Here is a 22,042-nt window from a genome sequence, read left to right as displayed (position 1 = left end):
TGCATTTGATTCCAAGTCAACTTAAGGAATTTCTTTCCAGTCAATCAGTGACCAGCGATAGCCCGCATATTCGCTGTCAGCATCTCCGTCGTCATATGGTTGAAACAGCGGCGGTTCCCAGCGATATTCCTGGTCTTTCAGATGCTGAATGTGGAGCGTCGGTTCCAGATTCAAGCCGTAAAGTTGGTAGTACGTGTCCCAACCGGGGAAATTCAGCGGGTCTGCCAGCCATTCGCTGAATCCCAGCAAGTCGATTCCCAGCAGTGTCCGTAAATCGTTTCCAACTTCCCAGGTGTTTTTACGATCGTTCCAAAGCGAAGTCGAAAGCACCCATTCATTCAACCGATTGAAGTTATAAGTTTCTGCACAAACGGGTCCGCGTATTTGTGCTAAAGTCTGCTTATGTAATTTGATTTCATAGCCCGTCGGTACCGCATGATCAATCTCACCTCGAATCGTTAATTGCTGATTCAGGCTGTCGACACCAACTATCGGGAACCAGGTGCCCGTTGCTCCCGTTTGACCCATGCCTGTCGTGTTTAACCAAATGGCATATTGACCATCCGAGGTCAGAGTATCCAGAACTCGAAATTCATTCAACGTGACGGTGCTGTGAGGTTGTTCGATGGAAGTCGCTGTGGCAGTTCCCGACAATGAAATCGCTGACGCTCCCGGGTAACTGACAGAACCTCCCGCACCATTTAAATCATCATGACAGACAACGGCGCCTTCGATTGTGGTTTGTGTATTGCGTTCGAATTCAACATCGTCGGCGACCAGGGTTGGCAGGCGTGGCCAAAGATCCGCGTCTGGAACCAATGGTTCGCCAGTAGCACCTTTCCAGTTGAACGCAGTGACGTGGATGCCCTTCCCTCGAAAGAAAATTTTGTTCTTTGCGACTAATGTTCCCTGGATTACAACGTTATCAAAAACATTAATGCTGCCGTTCCGATAAAAAATACCCAGCGGGTTCGTCGGAGTCGGCTTCAATGTTTCGCTATACAGTGAGGAGCTGACCGAAACAGCCTGATATTCAGGTCCGCCGGCATAAAGCTGATAAGTCGAGAACTTCGTATAATCCGGAGACGGAATCGTGGGGCGATCAGCGGTTGTGGTCCAGTTGATTTTCAGGTCAGTCAGATCCTGCTGGATTGACGAAGAGGGAGTATTGTAAAACGTAATGTTGCCCGCGATCGGATGCGGGTATTGAAGGCTGGCATCTGACAGGCTAGAGGAACCATCGGGAAAGGTCACCAGGCGGTTCCCCAGATCCTGCAGGAATGTACTGCGAACCGAGGAATTCCAATTTGGATCTTCATACAAAACTAAATCTTCGTTCAGCCAGAGATTGCCGTCAATCCGATCACAGGGATCAAGAATGAGGGAATTGCGGCCTTCCTCAGCAAACAAGGCGTACTGCCGGATCACATCAAAATCACCCGGGTTAGCAGCCTGATCAGTCGCGCTGGCAGAATCACCAGGTAAGATGGTTCTGCCTTTCAGGCGAGGCACTAGCCGGACTTTTGCCGTAATCTGATACTCGGATCGCAGATTATTATTTTCTGCAGATATCCAGACACCCAGGGAATGAACTTCGATTTCTAAAACCGAACTGAGAGAATCACTGGGAGCTTGAAACGAAATACTGTAAGTGCTTGTTCCGTCTGAGTCGGACTGAAACTCGCGAAGATATTGGTCGTTGACTCCGGCCCAATCAAGCGAATTCATGCGGTTGAGCGCATCGTTAATCCCTGCGCGGGCGGCGCTCATCGCCAGATCGCGCCGCGCGCCGTTTTCAGAAATTTGTGTCAGCACACTTTGAGTTTGAATGAACGAGTACGTTAAAACCAAAGACATGCTTAATGCAAACATCACCAGAATCAAAGAAATTCCCGATCGAGTCGCGCGCACCTTCCTTATCAGATCGTGTCTTTCAACACGGCCTGTAAGAAATGTTCTCATATCATACTGCTTAAGGAGCATATGCATAATACCTCGAACTGGACCCGAAAAATGGGAGTGCTGTGGGCGAATTGATGTCGTTCAATGATGTCCGTTCTGCTGTTTCGAACTGGATTTCGTAGTTGATCGTCACGAGACGTAAACCACTCGTGGAACTTGTGGTTCCCTGTGGCCAAGGGAGATTCATCCAGTTACTGGTACCGGGAGAGACGCCACTCAGGCTGCTGTCACTGGGTGTTTTCACGATCTCAAAACGAATATTTCCGACAGGAGATCCCCAGGGATTCCCTGACAGAACAAACTGACTGCTTTTAATTCGATTGCTCAGCAAAGCCGATTCGGCACTGTTCGATTTGATGGCCGAACGAATGGTGCTTTTGAATGAAGAACTGTTGAAGTCGATTGACGAATCAACGTCTGGTAAAGCGACTTCAATCAGATTGTGTGCATCATCAGGATCGCTGGTATAGATTAATAGTTCGCTGATTTTGGGGAGCCGCGTCAAAATGCCTTGATCGCTGATGCCGCCATTGCGACCTCCTGTCCACACAACAAGTGTGTTAGCGATGTCAACACTGTTCCAGGAATGTGTGACGACTGCCAATCCGACTTGAGGCGGTTGACCGCTGACTTGATAGACGCCCGCTTGTGAGACCATCATTTTGATACGATCAAATGTTGCGGTGATCTGCGCTTGAGAATCTTCGATACCCTGCGTGTGTTTCCAGGCAGATTGTGTGGCTGTCACAATACCCCCCAAAGCAACAACGAGAATGCTGGAGATCGCCATCGCCATCAATAACTCAACCAGTGTTAAGCCACCTCGGGAAGTCTGATCTCGAACTGCGCAGAAACGCCCGTGGCCCAACTCAATCAAGAGCGGACCTTTAGAACACACGTGTTGTGCCGTCGAGTTGTCAGGGTGAAAGTGGTACATAACTGAATATTCGTGATACTTCTGAAATCATATGACTTCGTGAACCAGCGTCCGTTGTTATTGCCAGTTTTATGGTGACGGTGATCCTGCGGAAATTCGTCTCTTCATTCGTCTCAACCCAGCCTGAGCTGCTGTCGTGTTTGATGCGCTCGACAGAGACTTCCCGGGTGAGTCTGTCTAAAAAGCTGGTGTCTGGAACCAGTAGACTGGGACGGGTAATCAAATAGAGTTCCAGAATTGTGACGGGTTCCTCGCCTAATGGATAACCATTCTTGTTGGTCGGCGGTGAAGCTGACCAGTTGTGATAATCATCCAGGTCATCAAAATCTTTTCGGTTTGCTGTGGAGTGCGGGCGTGTATCGCTCGATGTGGGAAATCGAACAGCCGCGAGTTCTTCCAGCATTTGATCTGCCAGCCCCGTACCAACATTATGATTCAACGTTGAGTAACTGGCGCCCAGCGAAGCACCGATGGCTGAGAATAGAGCAACTCCGGCAATCGCTGTGATTGTCACAGAGACCAGCGATTCAACAAGAGTGAGTCCGTTGCGGCGGGATCGCTGCAACCATTGTTTTCTGGTTGCCATGAGCTGTTCCAATAATGCTCTGCTCGAGGGTGCCGATGTGCGTCATGCTGGTGATCCTTCGGAAATCAGGAAGTGACCTGAGAATCAAGCACCATCAAGTCAGATGGTTTCAAGACAAAAAAAGCGCGGCAAGGTCCCCTCAAAGCTCCCAGCTTTCCTTGCCGCGCTGTAGATCCTCGCCTCAAGTAGAAGCGGAGGAAATAAATTTGATGATTGCGTTGAGAGGTCAGCAGTCCCTCTCTGCCAATAAAAGTAGGTCACGCGTATCGTTAGTCAAACGGATTTGCGCAAGATCTTCAGAAATTCGATTTTCTCCGATACATTTCGGAATTTTCGCTCACAGGCGAGCGCGAGAAAATCGTCGCAATTGCTATAGACGGACCGGCAAATGAATCGCATTACTTGATTTGACGTGAAAGAGAGTGGGTCAAAGCTGGTAGCAGAACCTATTGCTTTGCCTGTTCAATCTGCGATTTTGAGGAAAGAGCTGCTTCACGCAATACTTCGTTGGTATCGGTGTTATCGATGAGTGTCTGCAAGTCAGTTAAAGTCTCTTTTGCCGGGTCTCCGATCTGTCCCAGAACTTTTATTGCAGCTAACTGGACATCACTGTCAGAGTCATTGAGGGCTGCCTTGATAGCTCCCATTTGTTCATCCGAATGGGAATCCAGACTACCCAGGGCATAAACGGCAGTGAGACGAGTATTCGCGTCCATGTGCTTTGTCAGACTGATCAAAACAGGAATGGCTTTGTCACGGTATTCAGGAAAGTGTGTCAGCGTCGATGCTGCATTGACCTGGGTTAACGGCGATTCATCCTGCAGTGCTTGTTCGAGAACTGGTGCCGCTTCCTTTGCTTCCGGTCCCAGACCGGCCAGATACATACTGGCCAATTCACGTGCAGCAATATCAGAACTGGACATTTCTGCGGACAGAGTCGGGATCGCTGTTTTTCCAAAGGCCGTCAATTGCTTATCGGCTGTTTGCCATTCATCAGGATCTGGTTCCGTCCGGTTGGCCAGTAGTGTCCGGAAAACAGCTTTGACTTCGAGTTGTGGATCAACGGGTTTCTCGGGAGTTGCGACCTGTTTGGAGGTCGCAATATTCGAATCGTTTTCAATCCCGGAGGTCTCATTCGCTTTCTCTTTAGAGGGAGAGTCGGACGATCCACACCCGTGAAATAAGAGGGCTGAGTTAAGAGTACAAACAATGATTATTACGCGAAACACGTTCATTTGACTGGAATCCATCCGCTCAAATATCCTTTGAAAACTGGCTTGATCAACGGATCATAACGAAATTTCTTTTCTGTGTAGATAGAAATAGTCGATTCCGAAGCCAATCTCGTGATTCATCACCACTAATTGAGAAATCGACATTAACGCAGGTCCTCCATTAGTGTTATAATTTACGGTAATTCTAGTTTAAGTCGTGAAAAATCACAGCAATATCTGCAGAGAGGTTCTCTGATGAAGCCAATCACCTACTTCTTAGCAATCAACATATTCGCCAGCTTCGCGTTATGGAATTCGCCAGAGCCAGTCTTTGCACAGAGCAGTGCTTACTTTCGTGGCTTGCGCCACGAAATGGTGACACGTTATATCGAGGGTGAGGGCATTAAAAATCCCCGCGTACTCTCTTCCATGAAGCAGGTTCCTCGCCATGAATTTGTCAGTTCCAATATGAAAAATCTGGCTTATCAGGATCTGGCTTTGCCAATTGGTTATAAGCAGACCATTTCTCCTCCCTATGTCGTCGCTTATATGACTGAGACAATTGACCCTCAACCTGAGGACAAAGTACTCGAAATCGGCACAGGCAGTGGTTATCAGGCTGCGGTACTTTCTGGCCTGGTGAAAGACGTCTATACCATCGAAATTGTGGAAGGACTCGGTAAGAAAGCGGCAGTGCGGTTGAAGAAGCTGAAGTATGATAACGTTCATACGCGAATCGGCGATGGATATCTTGGCTGGCCGGAAGAAGCACCTTTTGACAAGATTATCGTGACCTGCTCACCAGAAAAAGTGCCTCAACCATTGATTGACCAGCTGAAAGAGGGTGGCATGCTATTAATTCCTCTGGGAGAGCGATATCAACAGGTCTTTCATCTGTTTCAAAAAGAACAAGGCCAGCTGAAGCATAAACGGCTCATTCCAACTTTGTTCGTTCCTATGACTGGTCGCTCCGAAGAAAAGCGCGAAGTCAAACCGAACCCCCTTCGTCCGGAAATCATCAATGGTGGTTTCGAAATCGATGCGAACAAAGACAGGAAAGTTGATAACTGGCACTACCAACGCCGAGTCGACTGGGTCAACGTTGATGCTCCCGAGGGCACTTCGTATCTGAAATTTGAAAATGATACTCCCGGAAGGTTGTCACAAATCTTGCAGGGAATGGCCATTGATGGATCCAAAGTCCATGCGCTCGACATCAGTCTTCAGGTCAGTTACCTGAATACAACCCAGGGAGCTGAAACGTTCCAAAAGCCCGGAATGATCATCCATTTTTATGACAGGATTCGGCGAAATATTGGACAGGCTTATATCGGTCCCTGGATTGGAAGTCGTCAGTGGCATCAGCAGCGAAAAACAATCTCGATTCCACCACAGACGCGAGAAGCGGTCGTACAGTTGGGGCTCAATGGTGGTGTCGGAGTACTGAACGTTGATAACCTCAAGATTGAAAAAATCGAGTAGTCTTCGAATCCAGTCAAAAGGGTCGAAGTTTTTTCTTGAAAAACTCATACCGACTCCTAGAATGAATTTCGCAACCCCATCTCTTTTTTATAGAGCCTCTCTCCTTGTGGAATAAGATTCATTTTCTTATTTCCCTATCTGTCCACGTATTTATTACTACAGCCGGATTCTATCTCCACTGAAGAAATCCCATGAGGAATTCTTTAGAGCGTTATTCTTATCAAGCATTATTATTTCGATCCCTTCTCAAACTTTCAGCGTGGAATTCGAATGTCATTACGTCAATTTCAGGAACTCCAGAAATCGCAGGGTGCCGTTTTCAAAGATCTCGATCAGCTTTATCCACTTGTTTCCCACTTTGGGACTCCTGAGAAAGAGTATCATAGCGCGCAAGAGGGCGCCGTACTTTTTGATCTGAGTCACCGAGATCAACTGGAGTTAAGAGGTAAAGATCGGCAGAAGTTTCTGCACAACTTTTGTACGAACGATATCAAAAGCCTGCAACCTGATCAGGGTTGTGAAGCTTTTATTACGAATGTCCAAAGCCGCATTCTAGGTCATATCTTTGCTTTCAATCACGAAGAATCGATCTGGATTGATACAGCGCCCGGAGAAAGCAAAACCATTATCGATCATTTGGATCGCTATATCATTCTCGAAGACGCGCACTTTAAAATACGCACACCGGAATTCGGCAACTTGTATCTGAGTGGCCCTCAGTCAACGGCGATATTCAGTCAACTGGGAATCAATGTAAGTTCATTGGAAGTCAATCAGCAACTGCGGGTGGCAGAATCAGATTCACAACTCACAGTGCGACGGGTCGACTGGTTGGGGCAGCCCGGTTTTCTCTGCTGTCTGCCGTATGTCAACATTTCTGAATTGTGGTCAAACCTGACTCAAGCAGGAGCAACTCCAGCAGGTCAGGATACTTTCCAGGCATTACGCATTGAATATCTCTTTCCCATGTATGGAATTGATTTAACAGAAGAGAATCTGGCGCAGGAAGCAAGTCGAACCGATCGCGCGATCTCATTCAAAAAAGGCTGTTATCTGGGTCAGGAACCAATTGCTCGAATTGATTCACTGGGTCATGTGAATCGAGAGTTGCGGGCCATTGGACTCGACCAGGCCTGGGTCCCTCCAGCGGGAACCAAAGTAGTCGTGAAAGACGCCAACGAATCTCAGGATGTGGGTACGATTTCTTCTTCTGCCAGATCGTATGGAAAATATCCTGCTGTTGCGATGGCGTTGATACGGCGCGGTTCGAACGAACCAGGCACCGAGGTAATACTCGTTTCTGAGGATCAAGAGTATTCCGGAACTGTTTTTACATCACTCAATTAAGTCATTGATTCACCAGTTTTTTTCTCCGTAGATTTGTCAGAGAGCGGTGAAAGTGATCGCTGAGCGTTATAATGAACGCAAAAACGGTGATCCAATCCATGTCATATGAGAAGATTTTCTTACAACTGCGATTACTTAAAGTCACTTTGACATGTTTCAGTCTGGGGCTGTTCTTAATTACGTGGCAGCTCTGGGTACCACAAACGTTATTTCCTCAGGTTCCTTTATTCTCCTATATACTTAATCTGCCTACCTGGATCGACTGGTTCACGTTGATCTCGATGGTCATCTCCAGTCTTTGTCTGCTGGGAATGGTCTCTGCCTCATGGTTTTTGCGGAGACAGGATCAGGAGTGCTGGCAATCAGCTCAACAAGTTTGCGGTGGCTTGTTTTTTTTCGCGTTCCTGATTTCGATCGTGTTTGACCAGCATCGCCTCCAACCCTGGGCGTATCAGTTTGCCATAGGATTTTTGTTGTTGACCTGTCTGAAACCGCCGCGCGCTGTTCGGCTGTTTCGGTTGTTTGTGATCAGCATTTATTTCTATTCCGCGCTTTCCAAATGCGATGCCAGCTTTATACAGACGCTGGGGCCCCAGCTAGTAAAAGGACTGTTTACCGGAATCGGAGTATCTACCGAATACTGGACCGAACGTACCTTGACCTTGATCGCTGGTTCATTTCCGATTGCCGAATTACTGATTGCGGTGGGGTTGTTGATTCCCCGTACCCGCCAATGGGCTCTCTGGATTGCAGTATCGATGCATGTCTGTCTCATTCTTGCCGTCGGTCCCTGGGGATTGAATCACCATGGTGGTGTTCTCGTCTGGAATATTTATTTCATCTTCCAGGATCTGATTCTGTTTAGTGGTTTGCTGAGCCTTAGGAATTCGGGAGAAGCTGTCCTCAGTCAGGCCGATTTCAACCTGTCATTCAAACACAGCATCGGAAGGGAAAAGGGCATCATGGCCATTGTCTGGTTTGTAATGCTGTCTCCGTTGTTAGAACCAATCGGATATTTTGATCATTGGCCTGCCTGGGGATTGTACGCGAGTTCGCATGATCGCGTGACATTACTGGTTGACGAAGAAGCGAAATCGCAGCTCCCCCCTGCACTGCAACCGTTTGTTGATCCGCCTCGTCCATTCAGTCCCTGGTGTCGTGTACGCGTTGATCGCTGGTCACTGGCAGAACTCGGCGCGCCTGTCTATCCACAGGCCCGTTTTCAATTGGGAGTGGCAATCGCGATCAGCAAAATTCCGGAGCAGAATTCGGGTCACGGCTCACAACCACCACAAGTCAGACTGCTGTTCGAAAGCGCAGCTCATCGGCTGACAGGTAAGCGCAAAATCAGTGAGTACAAAGGCTTAACCCAAATCGAGTCTCTCGCACAGCAGTTCTGGTTCAATGCCATGCCGCGCCCGTTTGACAACATAGAAAACGACTGAATGACGATCGGCAAGAATAGAACCTTTTCTGTGAAAAACCGTCTCTCCTGTGTGCGTCGGTTGCAATTCTGCTGAATTCAAAATACAACGGCGTTTCTGGTTTTGAAAAAATCTCTCTCGATGATTCACCAACACAAGTTTTGTTTATTTATGATTTGAGGCGTGAAATGGCTTTGATTAATGATCACTACCTGAAGCTCAAAGCGGGTTATCTTTTTCCGGAAATTGGACGGCGTGTCAACAAGTTTTGCGAAGAGAACCCGAGTGCAGCTGTGATCAAACTGGGAATTGGTGACGTGACCGAGCCTCTGCCGGCTGCGATCCGGGAAGCCATGCATGCAGCCGTCGATGAGATGGGAAATCCTGACACGTTCCACGGGTACGGGCCCGAACAGGGATACGCTTTCCTGAGAGATGCGATTGCGCAAAATGATTTTCAATCGCGGGGCGTTGATATTTCTGCAGACGAAATATTTGTCTCCGACGGTTCAAAGTGTGATACCGGAAACATCCTCGATATTTTTGGTGCGGATAATAAAGTCGCAGTCACCGACCCTGTTTATCCGGTTTATGTCGACACCAACGTAATGACTGGACGCACAGGCGAAGCGGATGAAAGTGGACGATATGCTGGTTTGACATATCTGCCTGTGACTGCCGAAAACAACTTTGTTCCCGCTCTGCCTGAATCACCGGTCGACTTAATTTATCTCTGTTATCCCAATAATCCCACGGGAACGGTCGCGACAAAAGAGACTCTCAAGCAGTGGGTCGATTATGCCAAAGCGAACGGCTCGATCATTTTCTTCGATGCTGCCTATGAAGCTTTCATTACAGATCCCGAAATTCCCCATTCGATTTATGAGATCGAGGGAGCAAAAGAAGTCGCGATTGAATTTCGCAGCTTTAGTAAGAATGCGGGCTTCACAGGAACCCGCTGTGCATTTACCGTCGTACCCAAAGAATTAAAAGGAAAGACGGCGAGCGGCGAAACGGTAGACATCCATCCTCTCTGGAATCGACGTCATTGTACTAAGTTTAACGGCGTGTCTTACATCATCCAGAAAGGGGCGGAAGCCGCTTATTCAGAGCAGGGTAAACAGCAGATTCAGACATTGATCGCGTTCTATCTGGAAAATGCCCGACTGCTGAGAGAAGGACTGGAATCGGTCGGGATTTCGGTTTATGGTGGCGTCAATGCCCCTTATGTCTGGCTCAAAACACCCGGAGATGCGTCCAGTTGGGACTTCTTTGACGAATTGTTGCAAAAGGCCCACCTGGTCGGTACTCCCGGCAGTGGATTTGGTGCTGCTGGCGAAGGCTATTTCCGCCTAAGTGCTTTCAACAGCAGAGATAATATCAATGAAGCGGTGACGCGTTTTCAAAACGTAGTCCGTTAAGCTGGACAGAGGTTGCAACCGGACCCTCAGTGGCAGAATACGCTGTTTTACAGGCGAATTGCCGTTTATTGTAGACACTTTGCGGGAGACTTACGTATAATCATTAACTTGATTTAAGTCGAAGCTCCTCTGTGAAAGAGGACACCATGCAATACATCACCTGCTAATCCGGATGTCGACAGCGGCTGCCCGGATCTCGCCGTCCCGTATGGTTACCCCCTTTTCAACATTATTCTTATACTTCACCGAAAGGTTGTTCCTATGTCGAAATGGCATCTCTCTGCCTGTTTATGTATTGCGTTGTTTGGATTTTCACAATTGGCGAACGCACAGAACGAAAAAGCAGGTTCCGGTAAATCCGCTTTCAAAGACCAGAAGCAGAAAGTCAGTTACGGGATTGGCTACAATCTGGGGCAAAATTTGATGCGAGATCAGCTGGAACTTGATCCACAGGTTCTGGTCAAAGGCATTATGGATGCCATGACCAAGCAGAAACCGCAAATGACCGAAGAGGAAATCCGCGCCACATTGATTGCTTTCCAGCAGGAATTACGCCAGCAGCAGGAAGCAAAAATGAAGAAAGCGCAAGCGGAAAATATTGCGAAAGGAAAACAGTTCCTGGCTGCGAATGCCAAGAAGGAAGGCGTTAAGACCACCAAAAGTGGCCTGCAGTATAAAGTCATCAAAAAGGGAACAGGAAAAACTCCTGGTCTGAATGACAGAGTGACCACGCATTATCGTGGCACTTTGACGAATGGAAAAGAATTTGATAGTTCTTATAAACGAAATCAACCAGCAACGTTTCCTGTTAATGGAGTCATCAGTGGTTGGACAGAAGCCCTGCAGTTGATGAAAGAGGGAGATAAATGGCAGCTGTTTATCCCCAGCGATTTGGCATACGGAACACGCGGTTCAGGTCCTGATATCGGACCGAACGAAGTTCTCATCTTCGATATTGAGTTACTGAAAGTAAACTGATTGATCTTAGAGTCAGTTCAATAAATCATTCACAGACCGACGCACTATACAGTGCGTCGGTCTTTTTTTGTGCCAATGTCTCAACATCAAATTACAGGACTGATTGTGTGGGATGTGTTGATTATGCTGGTGCTGGTGTGGGGTTTTCTACTTGGATGTTGACATTTATTACACTCGAAGTGGGTTGGTGTTGCATTTTGTAAGCTAAGGTACTCGGAGAGACACATAAAATTGTATCGATCTACATCTCTGTCTACTTCAAAAAGTAACCGAGCTATGCCAGAAATTAATCAGAATAACGACCAACTTCTCCAAGATATCCACAATTCGCAGGCAAAACCGACCTGTTCTGAATGCGGTACTTATGAGCCTTGGGGCCTTTCCTCCTGGTGTCCGAAGTGCGGTTACTATCCGGCTCTGGGAAAATGTGTGGGCCAGGTCGAACTTCAGGATGAAGTAGAAATCAAACCACAGCCACAAACCGTCTGGGAAATCATTCCAGAATGGGGTTGGATCCTGGGAGTCGGAACTATTGCCGCCATCGGCTTGAGTATTGGTGCGCGATATTATTGCTCCAGCGCAGCCGAGTTATGTTTGTGGACCATCACACAAGCCACCGTTGGATTTCTGATGTTTATGATTGCGCATATGATTGTCTATTTGCATGCAGTCTCGAAATCAGTCGAGTTCGGCATCTTGAGTATTTTCCTGACCCCCCTCAAAATTTGGGGCCCGACAATTCGCCGTTTTCCGGCAGGAGCATGGAAATTAGACATGGCTGTCTGGGGACTGACCTTATTCATCAGCGCATTTGCCATTGTGGGTGGATTTGAATTCAATTCTCTGTTCAAAGACTGGGGATTCCGAAAATCGGCCGATATCAATCTGGTCGCGACGATTGTTGATCAGGCTAAAAATGCGGAAGGAGACGGTGCTGATAATCTGGAAGAAGCGTTAGATGACTTTGCAGGCGGAAGCGAAGAGACGCCAGATAAAATGGCCGAAAAGGCAGCAGCGGCAGCTGGAGCAGCCGGTGGAGCGCTACCCGAGCCTGAACCAGAAAAGGAACCGGAAGAAACCGCGAAGGTGCCCCTGCAGGAGTACGACTGTCTGCTGCTCGGATATTCGGCATTGCCAAACGGGAAGATCGATTCGGTTCTCATTGCCTCTTCCTATAACAAGAAGCTGGTGTATGCGGGATACATTATCGGTAGCGACCTTCCGGAAGATATTCGAAAAGAATGGGAGTCACGTTTGCCAGAACTGAGGCAGAAGAAACCTTTTGTGAAGAACAAACAGGTTGCCACCTGGATTAAACCCAGGATCACCTTGAAAGTGGCAGCAGAAGGCTGGAACGAACATTCTCGTCGCTTGATCAAGCCACAATTTGTCTCGCTGCTACAGGAAATCAGTGTCGACTGATCTCACAGTGAATACGAACTGAAACAGAGCCGAGCCCCGTTGCTTCCCGCAGCGGGGCTCTTTTGAAGCCCGTCAGCGAAACGGAACCCTCTGGTCGATGAGAGTGCACCGGTTCTGTGGACGGCGCCCTGTTATCCTGGTTGTTGATTGCTAAAATAAAGAGAGATCTTCTTTCTAAATCAGCAATCAGGCGATCATCAGTATGAAACCGGAAATGGAACGTTACAGTCGGCAGGTCCTCTTTTCAGAATTGGGGGAGGCAGGCCAGGCCCGCTTGATGCAGGGTCGCGTCTTATTGTGCGGCTGTGGCGCTTTGGGAACCGTCTTGGCAGAAACGCTGGTGCGAGCGGGCGTTGGTCAATTGAAAATTGTCGATCGCGATTTTGTCGAATTGAGCAACCTGCAGAGACAGGTCCTGTTTGATGAAACCGATGTGGCTGCCAAACTTCCCAAAGCGATTGCTGCTGCTGAAAAACTGAAAAAAATCAACAGCGAAGTCAAAATCGAGCCGATCGTGGAAGATATTGATCATACCAATATCTTAGCACTGGCAAAGGACGTCGATCTAATTCTGGATGGCACAGATAACTTCGAAGTCCGTTATCTGATCAATGATGTCTCATTGGAACTGGGTATCCCCTGGATCTACTGCGGCTGCATCGGCAGTACCGGGCAGACGATGACGATCTTGCCCGGCAAATCCGCCTGCCTGCGCTGTTTGATCGATTCCGCGCCGGAACCGGGCAGCACTGAAACCTGTGATACCGCGGGCATCCTGGGGCCGACGGTGAATGTGATCGCGTCATTAGAAGCCGTCGACGCGATCAAACTGCTTGCTGGACTTGAAGAACAGATCAAACCGGTACTGACTGTCGTCGATGTCTGGGAGGGATCATTCCGGCAGATGAGCGTGGCCGATCTCCGTGACAAAGCGGGCTGCAAAGCCTGTCATCAAGGAGAGCGCATCTGGCTGAAGGGAGAACAAGGTTCGCGCACCACGCGACTGTGCGGCAGAAATGCGGTTCAGGTTTCTCCGGCTGATAAGGGGCAGATTGTGTTTGAAGAGCTGGCGAAAAAACTCCAGAAATCGGGAACGGTAGACTTCAACGCGTATCTGCTCAGGCTGAATCTGAAAGATCCCGAATATGAAATCAGCCTGTTTCGTGATGGTCGCGCCATCATCAAAGGCACCGATGATCCCTCGACCGCGAAAACGATCTATGCCCGTTACATTGGCAGTTAATCGACAACAAAGTGATCTTCGTTTTATTTGATCTCATCCTGATGTGCGAGAAACGTTTGCACCATTTCTTTTCGCATCCGCATGACTAAATCTCTGGTCATCAACGATGAATGATTTTTTCCCGGAAAGATCTCGACCACCGTATCTGCAGCGATGTCCCCATTCAAGCGATCCAGAGACTGTTTGAGCAACACCGTTGCCCCTTCCAGATAAAATGTATCCTGATCGCCCATAAAGACATGAATTTTTCCCGCCAGTTTGGGCGCGAGGCTCTCCCAGTTCGATTCCAGAATCAGTCTGATATCATAGGCTTTCCAGGTTTCGGCTACTTGAGGATCGATCGTCCCCGTTTCCCGATCATACAGTTTCAGGGGCGTTCCGTCTTTACCGCGCGGGCTGAAGACAGCTTCAAAGCTTCGCAACTGACCGCCGGGTCCTAGAACGTGTTCCATTTTGGCAAAGGACTCATACCATAAGACCGGCTGCTGTCCCATACGGGCAAGCGGCCTGGGCTGATTCGCGGCATCGCGATACATGTTGCTTGTGGGATCATAGAGATTGATCTGTTGGAAGTCCCGAAAATCGACGGGATCGGGGGCCGTACTCCAGGTACCCCCAAACGTATCGGGATAGGTCACCAGTAACCAGAGTGAAGACCAACCTCCCGATGAATGCCCCGTTAAAAACCGGGCACGTTGATCGGGAATGGCGCGAAAGGTTTTTTCGAGTGCTGGCAGAAACTCCGTCGTGAATGCTTTTCCAACAGGGCCATTATTGGCCGAGTCGGCAAAGACATGATGTCCGTAACGGCAATTCGGATTCAATAAGACCCGAATGAATTCCACGCCTCCTTCATTTTGTTCGGGGACGGGAGTCAAGCTCCGCCCGCGCAAATGATCTCCGCCGAAGCCGGGAATCGTATAAATTACCGGATATTTTCGATCGGGCTGCTCATAATAACTTTGTGGCAGCAGCACGGTGGCTTCAAAAAACGTATCGCTACCATGAAATTTCGATAACAGGGGAGAACGAATTTTGAAGAGCTTGTTCCAGCGGCTCTCTTTGACCGGTTTTTCTGGTACCAGTTTATTGACCGTCAACAACGGTGGCTTTGAAAAGCCGCCTGCTGGGATCGTAATGACCTGACTAAAGCCATTTCCGGGAGCAGAGCCGATTTGGGGAGCAGTCTCATTAAAGCGAACCACGGCTTGTGCGCGATATCCTGCCAGATTCATCTCTGACAACGGGGTGGGGAATGAAAGTAGCCCTTTCGTATCGGGAGCGAACTCAATTGTTTTTCCCGGCTGCCAGTCTTTCACGTCTTGCGCAACGAATAATTCTGGTTGAAACCAGGAGGGTCCCAGTCGCGGCTCCCGATCCATCCGGGTAAAGATCAGATAAACGCGGCCTGAATAGGGTTGCTGATGAATCGAATCCGCAAAGCTGACCTGAAACTTATTTTCCGCGGCCTGTACTTCGGCGAACAGGAGTAAAGAAAACGCAATCGAGAATAAGAGTGTCTGCAGACAAAACCGAAATCGTTGAATCATAGTGAATCTCACCTCAGATTGTTTCAATGTAGAACGCGACTAAATAAAATTTTAGCGTCATCATAACTCTTCAGCAGAATAATAACAGTACCGTCCGCGAAAGGCATGCTCTCGAATGAATGAGATTCCATCCAGTCTGGAAGAACTATCGTCTCGTTTAACTCAGGTCGAATCCGTGTTGATGCATCTTCAACATGAAGTCGAACAGTTAAATCAGGCCATTATCCAGCAGAACACAACCGTTGATGCTTTGAATAAGTCACTGAAATCACTCGATTCCCGTCTGGGCGCCCTGGAAGAAGAAGACGAAGGTCGGGATCCTTATCAAGAAAAGCCACCTCATTATTAAGCCGTATCACGTTGCTTCATTTCTGTTCCCTTCTAACCCCATTTGCGTCGCCACTCAATCTCGACTGGACATGATGACAGAATGTGGAATTCTCAGAATTCCGTTGAATCGGTAATAAATCTACGACTCTATCAAAGGAACCGCTTGAAAATAATCCGACGATGCCGCATGATTTAATTAACAGTCGTTAGTAATCCAGGTTTGACTTCCGGAAGGGGCGATACTCATGCGTCGGGTAATTTCAGTATTTCTTAACAGTAGCCTGATCCTGTTCCTGAGTGTTTTGACCGTTGGAATTTTGCCGGCTGCAGAGCAAAAGCAGCCTAACGTTGTAATTATCATGACTGACAATCATGGTGAATGGACGCTGGGTTGTTATGGTAACAAGGATATTAAGACCCCGCATATTGACCAGCTGGCAAAAGAAGGAACGTTGTTCACGCGCGCGTTTGCGAACAACGCTGTCTGCTCGCCAACTCGTGCTACATTTCTCACCGGCCTCATGCCCTGCCAGCATGGAGTGCACTGTTATCTCAGACCACGGATTCAAACCGGCCCTGATTCGTTTAATACGCTGGAAGAGTTCCAGTCGATTCCACAGGTCCTGCATGATGCCGGTTATGTTTGCGGGCTGTCGGGAAAATGGCATCTGGGTGATAATCTCTATCCACAGGAAGGCTTTTCCTATTGGATAACAAAACCACATGGCGGCAGTGCGGGTTTTTACAATCAGAAAGTAATCGAGCACGAAAAAATTCGTGAAGAGCCAACTTATCTCACGGATTTATGGACGCAGCACGGCATCAAATTCATCAAACAAAATCAGGATAAACCGTTCTTTCTGTTTTTGGCATACAACGGCCCCTACGGCTTAGGTTCCGCCATGAAGGAGCCGATCAAAAACCGGTTCAAAGCAGACTATGAAAAGATGACGTTCCCCTCATTTCCTCGAGAGAAGCCACAGCCCTGGAATTTCAATTATGGGGACTGGATTGGTGACCTCGGCATCATTCGCAAATATGCGGCAGAAGTTTCCGCCGTCGATGATGGCGTCGGAGAGATCATGCAGACATTGAAAGATCTGGGGCTTCGCGAGAACACGCTGGTAATTTTCACCGCGGATCAGGGTCTAGCCGGCGGACATAGTGGCTATTGGGGGATGGGCGATCATACGCGACCTCTGACGGCGTTCGACTGGACGATGACAATCCCGCTGATCTTCTCTCAACCCGGAAAAATCGTCTCTGGTGCTCGGCAGGATATGATGGTGGCCAACTATGATGTGTACCCGACCCTGCTCCACTATCTGGGCTTGCAGGATCAAATTCCAGAAAAACCAGCAACTCCCGGCCGTAATTTTGCGCCGGTACTCAAAGGCGAACAGATTCCCTGGTCTGAAGTCGTGTTCTATGAGTTTGAAAATGTGCGCGCCATCCGGACCAAAGACTGGAAATACATAGAACGGTTCCGGGAAACGCCGAACGAACTCTACCAATTGACCCAAGATCCCGGAGAACGAAAGAATCTGATCGGAGATTCTGAATTCAACAGCAAACGAAAAGAACTCAAGCAGCGCATGGATCAGTTCTTTACTAAATATGCCGACCCCAAATGGGATATCTGGCATGGTGGCAAATCAAAGACGGTTCTGATGACCAAGAAGTTGTTTCCCGAATCCTCGCTCTATCTGCCTGCCTCGAACTAATCCCGGTTGGTGGGATTACTCCTTCGTATCTAAACGGACTGCCTCTGAACGGCTGGCGGCATAATCGTTAAAACCGGTGCGACAGGATGTTTGTGCATTTGCTCTGTAGATTCTCTACGCTGCCTGACAATTCAATTCTACATTAGTCTTTTACCGACTTATTCTAAAAGTATCGGGAAGTTTGAGTGAGGCAAAAAAAACTGCCAGAACTCAATCCGAACTGGCCAAAATGTGACATTTCCCCTGATGAAGCATAGGCCCGCTTTTCCGATACGTATTTTAACGAACCGTTTTAAAAGTTTGAGCACAACCAGGAGGTACGTGCCATGTCGGTTACTCATTACACCGCCAAAGAGATCTGCGATCTCGAAACAAAGTCGACAACCCCCCGTTTTTTACACTCTCTATTTGGATCGGCTGCCATTCTAGCATTGGCTTTCCAATGGCCTTCCAGTATCTGGTATTACCAGGTTGGTTTGACGCTGATCGCTGCTTACAGCATGTTCTGCTGGTCGAGCTGTTTTCACGAAACATCCCACCAGGGAATTTGTGGAAAACCCTGGGTCAGTATCTGGATGGGACGCGCCATCGGTACCATGCTGTTTGTGTCCTATACCGCATATCGGGAAGCCCATATCCGTCACCATGCTTACTTGAACAAGCCTGGCGATTGGGAATTGTGGCCTTATTCCGACCCTAAAACATCACTGACATTCCGCCGCATTTTCTGCTGGCTGGAATTGCCATTTGGATTTTTTACTTCTCCGTTTGTGTACGCTCGCTTGTGTTTCAGTAAAAACACCCCGGTGAAAAAACCGGAAATCATGAAAGCCATGCGAATGGAATATGCCGCCATGGCGGTTGTCTGGGCATTGATTCTGGGCACCATTGCCTGGTTCTCGCTCTGGAAACCATTCATTGTAGCCTGGATTATTCCCCACTGGGTTGCCAGTGTGATTCAAACCTTCCGCAAATTCACAGAACACTTGGGTATGCAAAGCTATGATCCTTTGCTGGGCACACGAACTGTGATCGGTTCCAACCTGATTACCCGGATTTGTACTTACATTAACTTCGATATCTTCGTGCATGGTCCTCACCATCGACATCCCAAAATTGCTCACAACAAACTGGTCGAAAAGATGGACAATTATCAGCACGACAATCCTGATACCAAGTATCCGGTCTTTACAACTTACATGTCAGCCATGAAGCATACCATACCCGCGCTCTGGAAGCCGGGGGTTGGAATGAATGTAGGAGCCCCTGCTCCGAAAAAAGAGAAATGGCTTGGCGCTGATAACTTTGTGACCGATGTCGCCAGAGAAATTCTCTCTGATCGGGACGTCTCGAAGGCGCATCGTGCCTCATAGTCGATCTGTAAAAACAGAAAACGCCTCATCGCAGCAGTCACGATGAGGCGTTTTTTTATTGCTCTGAAAGAGAGAGACTGTTTATCTTCTGAAAAGACGACGGCGGCGGAAGATGCGTCTGCGACCTGGTTCATAACATTCGACAGCCTGAGGAGCGACTGCTTCCTCTGGTGTCAGTTCTTCCCGAACTTTAAGCAGCAGTTTCTTGCTGGCTTTGATACCCGCATATTCGTCGAGCTTGCTGCCTTCGTATTCGATGCCCACGTAGCCATGGTAGCCCGCATCGAGCACGATCTTCATCATCTTCACATAGTCTGTCTTGATCTCGTTTCCATCTTTATCGAACTCGTGTGTTTTGGCACTGACGGCTTTGGCATAAGGCATCAGTTCTTTGACCCCTTTATAGCGGTCATATTCTTCACCGGTTTTACGGTCGAGTACAAAATTGCCGAAGTCGGGTAATGTGCCACAGCCGGGCAGGTTGACCATCTTCATCACACCAGCCAGCCAAGCTCCGTTGGAAGACAGGCCACCATGATTTTCTACGAGCACGTTAATGCCATACTTCGCGGCAAAGTTAGTCAGACGACGTAAACCGTCGGCTGCCAGTTTTTGCTGCTCTTTATAACTGCCATTGCTGCGGGCGTTCACGCGAATGGAATGACAACCCAGTGTTTTGGCCGCTTCCACCCACTGGTGATGGTTCTTAATGGCTTGTGTCCGCTTTTTGGGATCGGGATCACCGAGTGCCCCTTCCCCGTCGATCATGATCAGCAGGTTTTTCACGCCAACATCAGCGGCCCGCTTATTCATCTCGGCCAGGTATTTTTTGTCCCGGGCTTTGTCTTTGAAGAATTGATTCACATACTCAACGGCATTGATACCAAACTCTTCTTTAGTGACTCTAGCAAAGTCAAGGTTGTCCAGCTTTCCGCCTCTGAGTGCGCGGTGCAGAGACCATTCTGCCAGGGAAATTTCGAATAAGGGATTGTTGAGCGAACTCGCCGCGAAAGCGGAACCGGCCCAACCGGTCAACGCGAGCCCGGCAGAAAAGGTCGTCGTTTGTTTCAGAAATTCACGGCGGGAAGAAGACTGTGTCATGAAAGGAGCTTTCTCTGTTTTTGATGAAAGGGGTTGCAGGATCAGTTTTCACATGAAAAACTGCTTTCGGATTATAAAAACTCGTTCCTCAACTGACAATCACAGTTTGGATTACTACCAAAAAGAAACCTCCGAACCACAACCTGAGTGATTCAGAGGCTTCAAAATCTAATGTCGGAGGCTCATCGCTCTTAGTAGCGATAGTATTCCGGCTTGTAAGGTCCTTCGACAGGAATGCCCAGGTATTCTGCCTGGTCATTTGACAGTTTCGAAAGTTTGACGCCCAGTTTGTCCAAGTGCAGACGGGCGACTTCTTCGTCCAGCTGTTTCGGAAGCATGTAGACGCCGATTTCGTATTTGTCGGTTTCGTTCCAGAGTTCGATCTGTCCGATCACCTGGTTGGTGAAACTGTTCGACATCACAAACGAAGGGTGGCCAGTCGCACAACCCAGATTGACCAGGCGGCCTTCCGCGAGCACGATCAACGCCTTGCCATCAGGATAAACAAATTTGTCGACCTGAGGTTTGATTTCGATTTGCTCGATGTCTTTGCGATTCTTCAGGTAAGCGATCTGAATTTCGGAATCGAAGTGACCGATGTTGCAGATGATCGCTTCATTTTTCATGTTATCCAGATGTTCGCCACAGATCACATCGCAGCAGCCGGTAGCAGTCACGAAGATATCGCCGCGGCTGGCAGCCTCTTCCATCGTGGTGACTTCGAAGCCTTCCATCGCAGCCTGCAGTGCACAGATCGGATCGATTTCCGTAACCAGCACGCGTGCTCCCAAGCCTTTCATGGCGTCGGCACAGCCTTTACCAACATCACCGTATCCACAGACAACGACCACTTTACCGGCGATCATAATATCGGTGGCACGTTTGATGCCGTCTGCCAGTGATTCCCGGCAGCCATACAGGTTGTCGAATTTACTCTTGGTGACAGAGTCATTGACATTGATGGCTGGCACACCCAGTTTTCCCTGTTCGTGCATCTGATGCAGACGATGCACGCCGGTGGTCGTTTCTTCGGTCAGACCTTTAATACCTTTGAGCAGTTCGGGGTACTTTTCGTGAACCATGACAGTCAGGTCGCCGCCATCGTCCAGAATCATGTTCAATGCTTCGCCGTTCGGCCAGTAGAGCGTCTGCTCGATACACCAGTCGAACTCTTCTTCATTCATGCCTTTCCAGGCAAAGACAGGCACGCCGGTCGCTGCAATCGCAGCCGCTGCATGGTCCTGTGTGGAAAAGATGTTACAGCTCGACCAGCGAACTTCGGCTCCCAGAGCGGTTAATGTTTCGATCAGCACTGCGGTCTGAATGGTCATATGCAGACAGCCGGCGATCCGAGCCCCTTTGAGTGGCTGCTCTTTGCCGTACTTTTCCCGCAAAGCCATCAAACCGGGCATTTCTGTTTCTGCCAGTTCAATTTCCTTGCGACCCCAGGCAGCGAGCTTCTGGAATTCCTCGTCGCTGTAGTCCTTGACTTTATACGGCAGTGAGTTGGTTTCGGTCGACATTCTCAATCCTTTTTGATTCAATTAGAAAAGGGGAGTTTTTGATTCGTGTTCAAGCTGAAACGGGCTTGAATGATGGCATTATAGTTGCTTTACTTGAGCAAACAAAATGAACACTGATCAAAACCAGTGTAAGAGATCAGGAAAAATCAGAACGCGTTTCTATTTAAATGCCTGTTCTGACTGATTTGTTTCTTCAAAACGAAGGCGTTTAACTCTGACGATCTGAGACACCATCTATTACTATATCCCAAGTCTAGCAGTCCGACGATTCGATAAGCTGCTTGAATAGCCAGATAAACGGTGTCTGTGCTGACTGCAAGATAGGCAAATCGAACCGAGGTGGCAATAGAAAACCCAGTTTTGTTGACCTGCAAAAGCGATAATTTATACACTGTGCAAGCTTCTCTCAGGATGATTCTAGAGCA

General features: G+C 48.4%; 17 protein-coding genes. 10 read left to right on the top strand and 7 right to left on the bottom strand.

Going from position 1 to position 22,042, the window contains the following annotated elements; genetic code table 11:
- Positions 1 to 21: 21 nt before the first annotated feature.
- From Pan241w_RS29120 to Pan241w_RS29105, 4 genes are all read right to left on the bottom strand, one after another.
- Positions 22 to 1,911: a hypothetical protein gene (locus tag Pan241w_RS29120; RefSeq protein WP_145223064.1), complete on the bottom strand. Its 1,890-nt coding sequence runs from the start codon at positions 1,909 to 1,911 to the stop codon at positions 22 to 24.
- 61 nt (positions 1,912 to 1,972) lie between these two features.
- Positions 1,973 to 2,899, bottom strand: a complete 927-nt coding sequence (locus Pan241w_RS29115) for a prepilin-type N-terminal cleavage/methylation domain-containing protein (protein WP_145223062.1) — start codon at positions 2,897 to 2,899, stop codon at positions 1,973 to 1,975.
- Entirely contained in the window at positions 2,880 to 3,485 is a 606-nt protein-coding gene (locus Pan241w_RS29110) for a type IV pilus modification PilV family protein (RefSeq protein WP_145223060.1), read from the bottom strand. Before Pan241w_RS29110 ends, Pan241w_RS29115 begins: the two co-directional genes overlap by 20 nt.
- 446 nt (positions 3,486 to 3,931) lie before the next feature.
- Complete coding sequence (locus Pan241w_RS29105) at positions 3,932 to 4,735, bottom strand: HEAT repeat domain-containing protein (RefSeq protein ID WP_145223058.1); 804 nt, start codon at positions 4,733 to 4,735, stop codon at positions 3,932 to 3,934.
- Between the two features lie 219 nt (positions 4,736 to 4,954).
- Here Pan241w_RS29105 and Pan241w_RS29100 point away from each other — a divergent pair, with 219 nt between their 5' ends.
- The 7 genes from Pan241w_RS29100 to Pan241w_RS29070 all read left to right on the top strand — a co-directional run bounded on the left by Pan241w_RS29100 (position 4,955) and on the right by Pan241w_RS29070 (position 14,016).
- On the top strand, positions 4,955 to 6,181 hold the full coding sequence (locus tag Pan241w_RS29100; protein WP_145223056.1) for a protein-L-isoaspartate(D-aspartate) O-methyltransferase: 1,227 nt from the start codon (positions 4,955 to 4,957) through the stop codon (positions 6,179 to 6,181).
- Positions 6,182 to 6,451: 270 nt separating this feature from the next.
- Positions 6,452 to 7,528: a CAF17-like 4Fe-4S cluster assembly/insertion protein YgfZ gene (gene ygfZ / locus Pan241w_RS29095; RefSeq protein WP_145223054.1), complete on the top strand. Its 1,077-nt coding sequence runs from the start codon at positions 6,452 to 6,454 to the stop codon at positions 7,526 to 7,528.
- A 98-nt stretch (positions 7,529 to 7,626) separates the two neighbouring features.
- Positions 7,627 to 8,973 carry a MauE/DoxX family redox-associated membrane protein gene (locus tag Pan241w_RS29090; protein ID WP_145223052.1) on the top strand — a complete coding sequence of 449 codons (1,347 nt, stop codon included), beginning with the start codon at positions 7,627 to 7,629 and terminating at the stop codon, positions 8,971 to 8,973.
- A gap of 167 nt (positions 8,974 to 9,140) precedes the next feature.
- Positions 9,141 to 10,373: an LL-diaminopimelate aminotransferase gene (locus tag Pan241w_RS29085; protein WP_145223050.1), complete on the top strand. Its 1,233-nt coding sequence runs from the start codon at positions 9,141 to 9,143 to the stop codon at positions 10,371 to 10,373.
- 261 nt (positions 10,374 to 10,634) lie between these two features.
- Positions 10,635 to 11,351 carry an FKBP-type peptidyl-prolyl cis-trans isomerase gene (locus tag Pan241w_RS29080; protein WP_145223048.1) on the top strand — a complete coding sequence of 239 codons (717 nt, stop codon included), beginning with the start codon at positions 10,635 to 10,637 and terminating at the stop codon, positions 11,349 to 11,351.
- Positions 11,352 to 11,627: 276 nt separating this feature from the next.
- Entirely contained in the window at positions 11,628 to 12,773 is a 1,146-nt protein-coding gene (locus Pan241w_RS29075) for a hypothetical protein (protein ID WP_145223046.1), read from the top strand.
- Positions 12,774 to 12,987: 214 nt separating this feature from the next.
- Complete coding sequence (locus Pan241w_RS29070) at positions 12,988 to 14,016, top strand: ThiF family adenylyltransferase (RefSeq protein WP_232107307.1); 1,029 nt, start codon at positions 12,988 to 12,990, stop codon at positions 14,014 to 14,016.
- Between the two features lie 23 nt (positions 14,017 to 14,039).
- Here Pan241w_RS29070 and Pan241w_RS29065 read toward each other — a convergent pair whose 3' ends face one another.
- Positions 14,040 to 15,566 (bottom strand): alpha/beta hydrolase-fold protein, encoded by a 1,527-nt coding sequence (locus tag Pan241w_RS29065; protein WP_145223042.1) that lies wholly within the window; start codon positions 15,564 to 15,566, stop codon positions 14,040 to 14,042.
- A gap of 115 nt (positions 15,567 to 15,681) precedes the next feature.
- Here Pan241w_RS29065 and Pan241w_RS29060 point away from each other — a divergent pair, with 115 nt between their 5' ends.
- The 3 genes from Pan241w_RS29060 (at position 15,682) to Pan241w_RS29050 (ending at position 18,993) form a co-directional block, all read left to right on the top strand.
- The gene (locus Pan241w_RS29060) at positions 15,682 to 15,915 is read left to right on the top strand and encodes a SlyX family protein (RefSeq protein WP_145223040.1); all 234 of its coding nucleotides are present in this window, start codon (positions 15,682 to 15,684) and stop codon (positions 15,913 to 15,915) included.
- A gap of 226 nt (positions 15,916 to 16,141) precedes the next feature.
- Positions 16,142 to 17,620 (top strand): sulfatase family protein, encoded by a 1,479-nt coding sequence (locus tag Pan241w_RS29055; protein ID WP_145223038.1) that lies wholly within the window; start codon positions 16,142 to 16,144, stop codon positions 17,618 to 17,620.
- A gap of 326 nt (positions 17,621 to 17,946) precedes the next feature.
- On the top strand, positions 17,947 to 18,993 hold the full coding sequence (locus tag Pan241w_RS29050) for a fatty acid desaturase family protein (RefSeq protein ID WP_145223036.1): 1,047 nt from the start codon (positions 17,947 to 17,949) through the stop codon (positions 18,991 to 18,993).
- 81 nt (positions 18,994 to 19,074) lie between these two features.
- Here Pan241w_RS29050 and Pan241w_RS29045 read toward each other — a convergent pair whose 3' ends face one another.
- Together Pan241w_RS29045 and ahcY are read right to left on the bottom strand one after the other, a co-directional pair.
- The gene (locus Pan241w_RS29045) at positions 19,075 to 20,094 is read right to left on the bottom strand and encodes a sugar phosphate isomerase/epimerase family protein (RefSeq protein ID WP_145223034.1); all 1,020 of its coding nucleotides are present in this window, start codon (positions 20,092 to 20,094) and stop codon (positions 19,075 to 19,077) included.
- Positions 20,095 to 20,285: 191 nt separating this feature from the next.
- On the bottom strand, positions 20,286 to 21,617 hold the full coding sequence (ahcY, locus tag Pan241w_RS29040; protein WP_145223032.1) for an adenosylhomocysteinase: 1,332 nt from the start codon (positions 21,615 to 21,617) through the stop codon (positions 20,286 to 20,288).
- Between the last annotated feature and the right edge of the window lie 425 nt (positions 21,618 to 22,042).

This window comes from Gimesia alba (assembly GCF_007744675.1).
Taxonomy (GTDB): Bacteria; Planctomycetota; Planctomycetia; order Planctomycetales; family Planctomycetaceae; genus Gimesia; species Gimesia alba.
Note: the sequence above shows the minus strand (reverse complement) of the source record. Positions and strands in the feature narration are given on the sequence as shown.